This is a genomic window from Arthrobacter sp. 10T413_2 (genome assembly GCF_056394205.1).
The window spans coordinates 1-12,728 of the sequence record NZ_JBFTHK010000122.1 but is presented as its reverse complement, the minus strand read 5'-3'; the positions used below and the strand labels follow the sequence as shown (position 1 = coordinate 12,728).

Annotated in this window: 7 protein-coding genes and 1 pseudogene; 3 read left to right on the top strand and 5 right to left on the bottom strand. The window is 68.8% G+C overall.

The window, feature by feature from the left end; translation table 11 throughout:
- Nucleotides 1–384, bottom strand: a 384-nt coding sequence (locus AC1DBQ_RS16755) for a UvrD-helicase domain-containing protein (RefSeq protein ID WP_476929582.1), incomplete at its 3' end; no start/stop codon positions are given.
- A 130-nt stretch (nt 385–514) separates the two neighbouring features.
- The gene (nudC, locus tag AC1DBQ_RS16750; protein WP_476929580.1) at nt 515–1,492 is read right to left on the bottom strand and encodes an NAD(+) diphosphatase; all 978 of its coding nucleotides are present in this window, start codon (nt 1,490–1,492) and stop codon (nt 515–517) included.
- Between the two features lie 298 nt (nt 1,493–1,790).
- On the opposite strand from nudC, the pseudogene AC1DBQ_RS16745 reads away from it, so the two are divergent.
- Nucleotides 1,791–3,044: pseudogene (locus AC1DBQ_RS16745) on the top strand (macrolide 2'-phosphotransferase); the annotation flags it as partial.
- A 416-nt stretch (nt 3,045–3,460) separates the two neighbouring features.
- On the opposite strand, the gene AC1DBQ_RS16740 reads toward AC1DBQ_RS16745, so the two are convergent.
- The 3 genes from AC1DBQ_RS16740 to AC1DBQ_RS16730 form a co-directional block, all read right to left on the bottom strand.
- Nucleotides 3,461–6,994 (bottom strand): ATP-dependent helicase, encoded by a 3,534-nt coding sequence (locus tag AC1DBQ_RS16740; protein ID WP_476929579.1) that lies wholly within the window; start codon nt 6,992–6,994, stop codon nt 3,461–3,463.
- Between the two features lie 110 nt (nt 6,995–7,104).
- Nucleotides 7,105–10,425, bottom strand: coding sequence for an ATP-dependent helicase (locus AC1DBQ_RS16735; RefSeq protein ID WP_476929581.1), 3,321 nt, complete (start codon nt 10,423–10,425; stop codon nt 7,105–7,107).
- Nucleotides 10,426–10,550: 125 nt separating this feature from the next.
- Nucleotides 10,551–10,967, bottom strand: a complete 417-nt coding sequence (locus tag AC1DBQ_RS16730) for an MGMT family protein (RefSeq protein WP_476929578.1) — start codon at nt 10,965–10,967, stop codon at nt 10,551–10,553.
- A 107-nt stretch (nt 10,968–11,074) separates the two neighbouring features.
- Here AC1DBQ_RS16730 and AC1DBQ_RS16725 point away from each other — a divergent pair, with 107 nt between their 5' ends.
- A complete protein-coding gene (locus AC1DBQ_RS16725; RefSeq protein WP_476929577.1) occupies nt 11,075–11,785 on the top strand; it encodes an exonuclease domain-containing protein in 711 nt (236 codons plus the stop codon).
- A gap of 384 nt (nt 11,786–12,169) precedes the next feature.
- On the top strand, nt 12,170–12,728 hold a 559-nt coding region (locus tag AC1DBQ_RS16720; RefSeq protein ID WP_476929576.1), incomplete at its 3' end, for a transporter substrate-binding domain-containing protein.

Below are 12,728 nucleotides of genomic sequence, written 5' to 3'. Positions count from 1 at the left end.
CATCTGCGCCTTGTGGTCCAGCAGGTTGGGCAGCGTTCCGCCGACCGCCTGCGGCCAGAAAAACTGCAACTGGCGCAGTGCCGCGGCGTGGAAGGTGCGGGCCTGGACGTTGCCGACGCCCAGGTCACGGAGCCGGCTGCGCATCTCGGCGGCCGCCCGGGCGGTAAAGGTCACGGCCAGGAGCCGCTGCGGGCTGTACACGCCCGAGTGCACGCCGTAGGCGATCCGGTGCGTGATGGCGCGGGTCTTGCCCGTCCCGGCGCCGGCCAGTACGCACATGGGTCCCTGCAGGGTGCTGGCGACTTCGCGCTGTTCGGCGTCGAGGCCGCCGAGGATCCGTTCCTCAAGCGAGCGCGTGTCCGCTGCGGGCAGGGCGTCGGACATGGATCCGTCGGATACAGTGCCGCCGGATCCGGTGGTCTCGMCGCCGAGGAGGGTGCTGAAGTTCAATTTCTCTGTGGTCACTTTTGCTGCTCAGTCGGTAGTCGGTGTCCTGCGGATGGGTCAGGCCGTGTCAGGCGCTGTCTGCGGCGTCCTGGATGACGCCGCCGTACCAGTGTTCAATGAGGGACCGGGCGATGGAGAGCCTGCTGGAAATGACGATCTCGCCGCTGAGGACGGCTTCCTGCAGTTCGCTGCGGCTGAACCAGCGCGCCCGGGTGACCTCGACGCCGTCGGGCCGGGCTTCGGTGTCCGACGTCGTGGCCGTGAAGCCGAGCATTAGGGAGGCGGGGAACGGCCAGGACTGCGAACCGAGGTATTGGGAGGCGGTGACGCGGACCCCGACTTCTTCGCCGATCTCGCGCCGCACGGCCTGTTCGAGCGACTCCCCCGGTTCGACGAAGCCGGCGAGGGTGGAATAGTTCTTGGCGTCGAGGGGACCGCCGCCGCCAAGCAGGAGCCTTCCGTCGGACCCCACMACGGTCACGATGATCGCCGGATCCGTCCGGGGATAGTGCTCGGAGTTGTCGGCCGGACAGCGGCGGACCCAGCCGCCGGCTTCCGCCTGCGTGGGCGTGCCGCACCGCGGGCAATGAGTGTGGGTGGCATGCCAGTTGGCGATGRCACTGGCTTCGATGAACAGTGCCGTGTCCGTGGGGTTCAAGCGTGCGGCGACCTCGCGGAAGCCGGCCCACTGAGCATCGGCGGGGATTCCGCTAATGTGGGTTTCGAATTCCTCCGCCCGCACTTCGAACTGGGCCGGMAGCACAAACAGGACCAGCTCCGTGCCGGCCTCAAGGTCCGAACCTGCCAGGGCCGAGCCGAGGTAGATGACGTGCTCGGGGGCATAYGGGGTGTTGGCCAGATGTTCGGCGAGTTCGGCCGCATTGAGCAGGACGAGGCTGTGGTCGCTGACCAGGGCCTGGCGGCCGGAGAGCACCATGGCCCGCGCCGACCCCGTGCCGAGCACCTCCGCGAGCATTCCGGGTTTCAGCCGGGCCGCGGACCCGCKGTCGATCAGGGCCGGGCGCACCGGAAGGACCGTATCCATCAGATGATTTGCCGGCAGAAGCTGCACCGGGGRTGCCGCGGGTTCAGTGGGCRTATTCCCGGACTTCGGGGACGGGGTTGGTGACTCCGCAAGACTCATGTACCCACCGTACTGACTYGGGCCGACAATTGACATTTGCCGCCCACGCGACCGGGCTCTCCCGGGGGGCGCCCGGGATATGCCGTTTGCCCCGGTGCTGGCCCTGTTTTGTCCCTGTTTTCTCCCTGTTTTTGCACCGATCTCAAGACTCGCCGGAGGGCATCGCTGTCTTGGGCGCCGCTCAATCTACCGTGGGAGGGTGAGAAGGAAACCAATCGAACTGGCAGCTGTAGCGACTGCGGCGGTACCCGGCCTGACCCCGACCGCCGTCAGCTCCGCGCCCGACGATCCGGCAGACTTTGACGCGGCCCTCCTGCTGGACTCGGAGGGCAAGCGTTGGCGCGTCCGTTCCCCCCGGCACGCCGAGGCCAGCGCCCGGCTGGAAACAGAATTCCTGGTGCTGCGGGCCTTCGCCCCCGGTATCCGGGCCGAGCTGCCGTTCCTCATGCCCACGGTGGCGGGGACAGTCCGGCAGGGCCAGCTCAGCACGTTCGTGTACTCCCACCTCGCCGGCGCCACCCGCTCCCTTGACGACCTCAGCAGCGGCTCCCCCGCCCTCGCCCGGGAAATCGGGGCGGCACTGGCTGCAATCCATGACCTTCCGCGGTCGATCGTGAGCAATGCCGATCTGCCGAGCTACACGCCCAACGAATTCCGCCAGCGGCGCCTCAACGAACTCGATCAGGCCGCCACTACGGGAAAGATCCCCCCGCTGCTGCTGCGGCGCTGGGAACACGCCATGGAAGACGTCTCCCTCTGGCGCTTCAATCCCTGCGTTGTTCACGGCGACCTCCACGAGGACAATCTGCTGGTGGACGGCGACCGCGTGACCGCCGTTACGGGCTGGACCGACCTGCGCATCGGCGACCCGGCTGACGATATGGCCTGGCTGGTCGCCTCGAACGAACAGGACTTTGTGAACGCCGTCCTGGATCACTACACCTCCAGCCGGCGCGACGTACCCGATGCCCACCTGCTGCGGCGTGCGGCATTGTCCGCCGAATTCGCTTTGGCCCAGTACCTCGTCAAKGGCATGGCGGCCGGCAACCAGGACATGATCGACGAAGCAGAGTCCATGCTCGCCGCGCTGGCCGACGACGTCGCAGAATACGGCGGCCAKCCCATCAGTGTGGAACCGCTGCCGCGGCCGGTCGAGGCACCCGAAACGGGCGCGGAACGAGGCGACGTCAGTGCCGGTGCGCCCACGACGGCGTCAGCGGCTCCGGCCGCGCCGGCCGCTCCGGGCGCAGGAACGGCGCCTGCAGTCAGCAAGGTCACGATGCTTCCCCTGGAGCCGGCACCCGCCCCAGACGCCGCTCCCGCTCCCACTGCTTCGGCGCCTGTTCCGGGGATCGGTGCCAAGCCCGCCGTGCACGTCACGCCCATCCCCCGCGAGGCGGACGGCGCGGCCCCCGGCCCGGGCATGCAGCCTCTCACCAACGCAGGAACAGACTCCCGGCCCGATGCCGACACCCCGGACGTTCCCCGCACCCCGGACGCGCCCGGGCCTGGCGCCGGCGGACGGCCCGCCGGCGAGGGCACAACGGTCACCAGTGCCGCACCGAACGACACAAGCCCCGGTGACAACGCCGCCGCAGCAGTCCCGCAGGCTGATGTGGCGAAGGCTGATGCCACGACGGCTGATACCCGGGACGACGACGGCGCGGCCGGGGACGACGACGCTCAGGCGGCAGCACCCGCTGCCGGAGACGCGTCGACGCAATCGATCGCCGTCGTGCAGCCGAGCTCGGGCAAGGAGCYGGACTCAGTGAAGGAGCCGGAGTCCGGCGACAACACGTCAACCGCGGCCATCACCGTAGTGGACGTAACGTCCCGCTAGGACCCGCCGGAACCAGTGACGGATCCCGGCTAGGAATCCTTCGCCGTCGCCACCGTTGTMCTGCCCAGCGCCGCGGCCACGATTTCCTCAAGCTTCTCCGCTGATCCGAGGTCATGCGGACGGACCACCTGGTTGTCGGCCACGTAGTAGAACGCCGCCCGGACGTCCTCGAGCGGGACCCCTTTGAGCCGGGCCCAGGCCAGGCGGTACACGGCGAGCTGGACAGCCTTCACCTTCAGCTGGGCTGCAGACGGGCGACGCCCGGTCTTCCAGTCCACGAGGTCCCAGCCKCCGTCAGCATCGCGGAACACGGCGTCGATCCGGCCCCGGACCACGACGTCGCCAATCCGAGTCTCGACCGGGACCTCGACGTGGGCCGGGGCGCGGTGTGCCCACTCGGACTGGCGGAAGGTTTCCACCATGGAATCCAGGCCGTAAGCCTCGTCGATGTGGTCATCAGCCCCGGCCGCCTCGCCCAGGTCCAGCATGCCGGCTGCGCCGAAGTATTCCTCGACCCAGGCGTGGAAGGCCGTGCCTTTTCGGGCTGACATCCCCGGTTCGCGCGGAACCGGCCGCCGCAGTCGGGCCACAACCGAGTCCGCATCATCGTCCAGGTCCACGAGGGTGGACGCCGAGATATGGCCGGGAAGATGCACATCCTGGACCACCGAACGGCGGGACCGTCGTTCGAGCAAAGTGGCCGCCTCCTTGGCCCACCCGGCCGCCGGTCCGCGCAGGGCAGGGCGCCGTTCCTCGTTACCGGCGGAACGTTCCCGGACCGGTTCCGGGACGTTTTCCGGGCCGCCGTCAGGTCCGTCATGGGGGTCGAAGGCAGGGCCGGCTTCGGGGGCGTCGACCATCGCCTGCAGGACCCGCGCCGCGGCTGATTCCATGGCCGCACGGCGTCCCCTGACAAGCCTCAGCCGTTTGCCCGTCCGGGGGTCAGAAGGCCCTTCGAGGGKGTCATAGGGCCACACGGCGACCTCCAGTTCGGAGGTCAGGGKGCTTTCCGCCGGCAGCGCGTCCTCGCTGACGGACAACGGATGAATTTCGGCCGCGCCTTCCGCCGTGAGGCCCTCGAGCTCGGCAAGGAAGGGTGACATTTCAGCCAGTCCGGCGCGCGATCCCACCCATGCGGCACTTGAAATCCAGAGCACAYGTTTGGCCCGGGTGTAGGCCACGTATGCCAGGCGCCGTTCCTCGGCTTCGCCGTGCACCTGGACGGCGGACTTGAACTCTTTCTCCGCGTCGAGCCAGCCTTTCTGGTCCGGCTGATCCAGGTCCCATTGGGGGAGGTCGGCGCGGTCACCGCGCAGCGGCCACGGCAGCGCCGCGCTTCCGCTGCTCCACCGCGAGTCCCTGCTGCTGGGAAACGCCCCGGAGTTGAGCCCGGGAACGAACACGACATCCCATTCCAGGCCCTTGGAGGCGTGCACGGTCAGGAGCTGGACGGCTTCGTGGTTCAMCTCGGGCGCTGCGGCATCGAGCCCGTTTTCCTCTGCAGCCGCGGCTTCCAGCCAGGCAAGGAAAGCCAGGACGTCCACCCGCTGGGAGGTGTGCAGGAACCCGGCGGCGGCGTCCTGAAAGGCGTCCAGGTTGCGGCGGGCCTGGTGGATGCTGATCCCGGGCCGCGCCGCGACTTCGATGTCCAGGAGCATGGCCCGTTCGACCTCGCCGAGCAAGGTGGTGAGGTCGTCCCCCATGTAGCTGCGCAATTGCCGGAGCTCGTCGGAGAGCCGCTGCAGGCGGTCGCGGGCCTCGGGGCTCAGCCTGCGGCCATGCGCCGAGGTCCAGCCTTCGCGGGGCAGCCAGTCCAGAGCTTCGACCAGGCTGGCGGAGTCCGTGATGTCGCCCTCAATCACGGCGTCGTCCTCAGTATCCCCGGCGGCATGCCCCGCGTCGTCGGTATCGGGGCTGCCGGGGCGGCCCCGGCGGCGGGCCAGGAAACTGGACCAGTCCCGCAGTGCCATCAGGTCCGCCGGGCCGATCCGCCACCGCGCACCGGCCAGCAGGCGCATGAGGGAGTCCGAGCGGCCGGGGTCGGCCAGGACGCGGAGCGTGGCGACCAGATCGATGATTTCGGGGGTGTCCAGCAGCCCGCCGAGTCCGACGATTTCGTAGGGTATGCCGCGGAGTTCGAACTCGCGCCGGATGCATTCCATCTGTGCCCGCCGCCGGCAGAGGACGGCCATGGCCGGAGGCACCGGCTCGGCCTGCGCGGCATCGAAGTCCGTCACCCGGAACTTCAGGATGTCCCCCGCGATGGCCGAGGCCTCGGCCTCGTCCGTGGCGAACCGTCCCATGACGACCCTGCCCTGGACTGCGGCMGGGCTGGGCTGCAGGGGCGGGACCTCGACGGCGTCGGGAGTGTCCCGGGCCCCGGCAGGCCCGAGGCTGGCCGCGGCCTTGCTCAGCGGCGCCGAAATGAGGTTGGCCGTGGCGAGGATGTTGCGCCCGTTGCGCCACGCGGTGGTCAGGTACGACGTCGGCGCCACGGCAAAGCGCGGGGCAGCGCCGGCCGCGCCGCTGCCCTGGTCCCCKCCGGAGCCTGCGCTGCCGGCATCTTCACCCCTGACACGGATCGGGAATTCGCGGACGAAGTGGAAAAGCTGTCCCGCGGATGCCCCCCGGAAGCCGTAGATGGACTGGTTCGGGTCCCCCACCGCGGTCACGGCATGGCCGTCGCCGAAGAGCCGGGAAAAGAGGACCAGCTGGGCGTGCGACGTGTCCTGGAATTCATCGAGCAGCACCACCTTGTAGCGCTGGCGCTCCGTTTGGGCGGCGACCGGAATCTCGCGCGCCACCCKCGCCGCCAGGGCCACGAGATCGCCAAAGTCCAGTGCACCGCGGGCCCGCTTCGCCTCGGAATAGCGGCCCACCATCTCCGCGACGCTGGCCCGCGTGCGCAGCATCGCGCTGAGGTCCCCGGCGGCCTGGGTGGGATTCTTCTTGGCGTCGGCGACGTAGGGAAGCGACTCGAACGCGGCAATCCGTTCCTGCAGCCAGCCACGGACCTCGGCCGGGTCCTGCAGGTGCTCCGCGCACTCCCCCGCCAGTTGGATCACGGCCTTGACGAGGGTCGATTTGGCGGACCGGAAGTGTTCGTAATCGCCGTCGAAGGCTTCCACCACCTCGCTGGCGAGCTGAAACGACTGCGCGCCGCCGAGCAGCACGACGTCGCGTTCGACGCCGAGCCGAAGGCCATAGTCGGAGACAATGCCGCTCGCGTACGAGTGGTACGTGGAGACCTTCGGTTCGAGCGCATCCGCGCTCAGCAGCCCKGCAGGAAAAACGGCATTCCCCGTGTCGGCCGCCGCGATGCGCTGCAGCGCTGCCAGCTTGGCCCGGATCCGGGAGGCGAGCTCACMGGCAGCCTTGCGGGTGAAGGTCACGCCGAGAACTTCCTCCGGCCTGACCCAGCCGTTGGCCACGAGCCACACCACCCGGTCCGCCATGGTGGCGGTCTTMCCCGAGCCCGCCCCGGCAATGACGAGCCGCGGCGTGAGGGGCGAGGAAATGATCAGGGACTGTTCGGCCGTGGGGCTGTTCTTCTCCCCCAACATTGCCGACAGTTCCTCCGGGCTGAACCGAGGGTCGGGAAGGGGCCCGGTAGTGCGGGCCGCGTCCGGTGCCGCATGTGGGCCTGCCAGGCCGGTCGGCGGCGCCTCGGAGGTCATTCAGTAACCTGCTTTCCCCGCACGCACAGCGGGCACACTTCGGGGAGCCGGCAGCCGTGGCCGCCGTGGCCTCCCTTGGACGGATCATGGCGGGCCTGGAAGGTGCTGCCGGACATCACCTGGGCCGCGTCGCCGACCATCTCCAGCGCCCAGTTGTCCTGGGGGTCGAGCGGGGCCTGGGCCTGGATGCCCGGGCTTTTGGTTGTAGTGCCGAGCTGGGCCAGGACGGCACCGCCCGGCAGCGGCGGYGGCCCGTCGTCGGGACCGGCAAAGCCGCCGGCCAGCACCGCGGCCTGGTAAGCGCCGAGCTGCGGGTGACGCTCCAGATCCGCCTTGCCGGGCTGGCGCTTACCGGTCTTGAGGTCCACGATCACCAGCCGGCCCTCGGCGTCGATCTCCAGCCTGTCCACCTGGCCCCGGAGCACGGCGGGCCGCGCCGGCCCCGCGCTCCCGCCGTCGCCGGACTCAGGTCCGGCGACGGGCTCCCCCGGAAGGTCMGGCAGCTTCACCTCGAAGTCCTGCTCGACGCCGACCAGGCTCCGGCCTTCGCTCCGCATGACCAGGACATACTGGGCGAGCTTGCGGACCATGGACTCGGCCCGCTGAAAATCCAGCTTGCCCTCCCAGTTGTCCTTCATCCCCAGGGTGGGCCAGCGCCGGACGAGTTCCGCCACGTATTCGCTGCCCGAGGCATCGGGAAGGTCCTGCGCGATGGCGTGGACCAAGGTTCCCAGGCTGCGGGCAAAATCCGTGGCGGCTTCTCCGCCCGCGGCCTGCACGAACCAGTCCAGCGGCGATTTCTGCACGGTTTCGACCTTCGAGGGAGAGACGAAGACGGTCCCGCCGGCAGGAACAACCGGCTCGTCGGAAGACAGCTCGGCCAGTCCCCACCAGCTCGCCGGGTGCGCGCCCGGAACCGTCGGCCGGGCGGTGGCCAGGACGCCCAGCACGGCCGCGGCTTCGGCCGATTCGGCAGCGTTGGGGTCCAGCTGTGCATACTGGCGCAGCTCCGCGACCAGGGCCCTGAGGGTCAGCGGACGCTCGACCGGGGTGAAGCCCCGGCGGTCCTGTCCAGGGCGCAGCGGCGCCACATAGTCCAGGAAGGAGGACGGTTGCTCGTCCTCCGAGGACACCGCCGTGCAGATCAGCACCTCGCCGGCGCGGGACACCGCGGTCGAAAAGCTCCTCAGTTCGTCATAACGGATTTCGCGCAGCCGGCTTAGCGGATCCAGTTGCAGGGCATACTCGACGCCCTGTTCGACGGCGTCGGCGAACAGGGTGCTGCCGAGCAGTTCGCCACGCAGCCGGGTATTGGGCCACACGCCCTCCTGGAGTCCCGGCACAATCACCACAGGCCACTCCCGGCCGGCGGCGCTGGCAGGGGTCATGAGTTCCACAGCGTCTTCCTGCTGTGCCCTGGCGGCCAGGGTATCCATGGGGAGCTCCTGGCTTAGCAGGTATTCGAGGAACTGCTCCGGTCCGGAACCGGGCAGCTGGTCGACGAAGCGCTCCGCGGTATGGAACAAGGCCATCATGGCATCGAGGTCACGGTCGGCCCGGGCACCGGCTGACCCGCCGGCCAGGGCGGCCTCGGTCCAGCGGGTGGCCAGTCCGGTCGAATGCCAGAGCGCCCACAGCACCGTCTCGGCGTTACCGCCGGGGGCCTCGGCGGCGTCGCGCCCGGCCCGGATCATGCGGGCAATGCGGCGGGCTGAATGCCCTTCGATGCCCAGTGTCGCCAATTCTCCGGGCTCCAGCAGGGCCTCAACGAGGAGGGCGTCGCTGGTCCGTCCGCCGCCGCCGAGAAGTTCCTCGCGGCGGAGCGATTGCCGCAGCCTCCGCAACTCAATCGAGGTGGCGCCGCCGATCCGGGACGTCAGCAGGGACACGGCCGACTCTGGCGTGAGCGCGGCCGGGTCAAGGGCCACGGCGTAGGCATCCAGCAAGGGACGCACCGCGACCTCGTCCCGGACCGCCGATTCGGCCACGGGAATCCGGACCGGAATGCCCTGGCCGGCGAGGTACCGCTGCAGCTGGCTCAACTGGCCGCCGTTGCGCACGATCACGGCGATGTCCCCAAGGTCCCGGGCGTCGTTCAGCTGGGCTTCGAGGATCCGCTGGGCCACATACCGCAGTTCATGGACCGGAGACGGCAGCAGGTGTGCCTCGACCGTCCCCGGATTGACGTCGGCGCCACGGGGCGGCCCGCCCGGAGCGGGGTCCGGAGCGGGGTCCGGCGTGGGGACCGGGGAGGGGCCCGGCGTGGTAAAGGGCTCAGGCTGTTCGAGCCGGCGCGCGGACAGGCCACMGGACCGCAGGGAGATGCGTCCGGCCACCGACAGCCATGACTCCGCCACGGCCGGGGCGTGCCGATGCGCAATCCAGAGGGGACGTTCCAGGATCACTCCGTCGGCGGCCAGGAGACGGGGAAGCTCGGCCACGAGATCCGGGCGGGCCCCGCGGAAGCCCTGAACCACGGTGTCCGGCGAGGCGGTGATGATGGCGTCCTTGCCGGCTGCGATGTCGGCAAGCAGTTCGAAGACCGCGGGGTTCGCTTCCTGGATGTCGTCCACGAGGATCAGCTGAAGGCGCTCGCGTTCGGCCGCGAGGAAATCCGGGGCGTCCTGGAAGATCTGGCGTGCTGCCGTGATGATGCCGGCGGGGTCGAAGGCCTCGGGCATGCGCASGTCCAGGACGTCACGGTACTCGGAGTACAGGGCGGCTGCCGGAATCCAGTCGGGCCGGTTGCACTGCCGGGCCAGGGCCACGAGATCCTCTGCCGTCCGCCCGGATTCGATGATGCGGTCGAAGAGTTGCCGCACTTCCTGCCGGAAACCGCGGGTCTGCAGGGCGGCGCCCAGATCCTCCGGCCATGGCAGCTCGAGGCCGGGCAGCGCATGCCCTTCGAGCAGTTCCTTGATGATAAGGTCCTGCTCCGGGCCGGAGAGCAGCTTCGGCTGGCGTGGCAGGGGCAGGATGCCTTCCGCTTTGGCGCGGCGGATCAGATCGAAGKCGTACGACGCCCAGGTGCGGGCCGGCGTCGTGCTCAGGCTCCGGTCCAGCCGGGCTGTGAAGCGGTCGCGGAGAGTATCGGCGGCGAGCCTGCCCGGAGCCAGAATGAGCATCCGTTCCGGGTCCAGGCCATCACGTCGGGTGCGGTGGACGGCGGCTTCGACGAGGACCGTCGACTTCCCCGTGCCCGGCGCGCCCGCCACCAGAACGGGGCCGGAGCCCGGCGGGACCTCGACKACGGCGAGCTGGTCGGGCGACAGCTCCGGGACGGCGCTGTGGTGGGTCCGGGGAGGCAACAACCGCAACCCCACACCCGCTGCCTGCCCCGTTCCTGTTCCATTTCCCGTGCCAGTTCCCGGTTGGGGATGGGACGCRGACCGCTGCAGGCCCGGATCGAAGCTTTCGGGCTGCTGAACCTCGGTCACTTTACTCACACAGTCATCTCATCATCCGGTACCGACAATTTGTGCAACTCCCGCTCGAGCCGCTCAGCGATGGCATCTATCCGGTMGAAGTCGGCGTCGCTGGGCGCCCACCGGCCGGCGGCCAGGTTCACGCGCCAGCGTCCCTCGCCGGTCCGCAGGAAGTCGGCGTGACTGCCCAGCAGCGGCGTGCCTTCCTGCAGATAGAGCGTCAATGCCTCGCGCTCGTGTCCGGGAGGCGCATCCCCGCTGGCCTTCAGGACCCGCCACCACGGCACGTGGMTGCCATAGTGGCTCATGACGGAACCGACCTGGCGCGGACCGCCGGAACCAAGCAGTTCCGCAACGTCGCCGTAGGCCACCGCGGTGCCGGCCGGGATCAACGCCACCAGCTCCAGCACCGCCTCCACATACTCCGTTCGCATCGATCCAGCCTAGCTGGCCACGGGTCGCGTCAGTGCAGGCCCCGCACCCGGACGGCACGCGCCGGGAGCGGTCAAAAACTGTCGGAGGCAGCAGGTAGCGTTGAAGCATGAGCACTTGGAACAGCCTTCCCCGCGCAGCCTTCGACCTCGAAACAACGGGCCGCAACTCCCGCTCGGCGCGGATCGTCACCGCATCCGTCACCGTCGTGGACGCCGGCGGCGAGGTGATCAAGGAGCATGAGTGGCTCGCCGATCCCGGCGTCGAGATTCCCACCGAGGCCAGCGACGTCCACGGCATCACCACGGAGCAGGCCCGCCGCGAGGGCAGACCTGCCGCCGAGGTGACACGCGAGCTCGCTGCCGTCTTGCAGGAACTGTTCGATGACGGCGTACCCGTTATCGCCTTCAACGCCAGCTACGACTTCACCGTGCTCGCGGCCGAGTCGGCCCGCTACGGCGTCCCGCAGTTGAGCCGCTTCCCCGTCCTGGACCCGTACATCATGAACAAGCAGGTGGACCGGTACCGCAAGGGCAAGCGCACGCTCACCGCCCTGTGTGAGGAATACGGCGTCAATCTGGACAACGCCCACACCTCGGCCGCCGACGCCCTGGCAACCTTGCGCATGCTCGACGCCATGGCCGGAAAATTCCCCAAGCTCAGGATGCCGGCGGCCAACCTGCACCAGCTCCAGGTCGAATGGGCCTCGGCCCAGGCCGCGGATTTCCAGAGTTACCTGCGCAAGACCAAACCGGCCGCCRTCATTGAAGGCGACTGGCCCGTCCTGMCCCCGGAAGACGCCAGCCGCGGCGACTTCTAAACTGCCGCTCTGCTCTTCGGGAAAACTTCTTATTACGAAACGTTCGGCGGCAAAAAGAGTCACGTAGTCTTCCCCGGCGCCCAATTCCAGCCATTGAGACGGAACTCACACGCCCCGGGGCCTCCAACTGCCCGGCTCTTCCACGCCAATGATTCCGCTGTACCCGTCCGGCGCTATCCGGAACACTGACCATGACGCAGGAGGATGAAGATGCTTCRCGGTGGTCGCACTTCCCCACCGATTAATTCGGATTGAATCCGCGTCCACACCGGATGACACAATTATCTTTCGCGGCTTGCCTGCCCATCCGGCGCCCAAGCCAGCAGCCGGGGCCCGATGAGTCGCCCCGCGCCCCACTGAATTTCAGACGAAAGTGATTGCGTGATGAAAAGCAAAGCCTTGAAGTGGCTGACAACCGTTCCCGTGGCACTCGCCGTGGCGGTCTCCCTTGCAGCGTGCGGCGGCGGGTCGGCGCAGACCACGGCGTCACCGACGGATGCGCTCAAGGGCAGCGACCAGACCTCCCTGGACAAGTACACCACCAAGGACGTCACTCCCCTGGACAAGATTGACAAGGCCAAGCTCGGCCTGATCAGCGACGGAACCCTCACCGTGGGAACCCTGTCGGACGCCCCGCCGAACATCTACATCGACAAGTCCGGCAAATTCACCGGCTACGACAACGAGCTCCTGCGCGCGATCGCGGACAAGCTGGGCCTCAAGGTGGAGTTCAAGTCCACCKRCTTCGCGTCGCTGCTCTCCCAGGTCGCGAACAAGCAGTTCGACCTCGGCTCCTCGTCGATTTCCACCACTGATGCCCGCCGCAAGACCGTAGGCTTCACCAACGGCTACGACTTCGGCTACATGGCCGTCGTCGCCAAGAAKGACTCCAACGTCAAGGGCTTCAAGGACCTGACCAAGGACACCCGCATCGCCGTGGTCC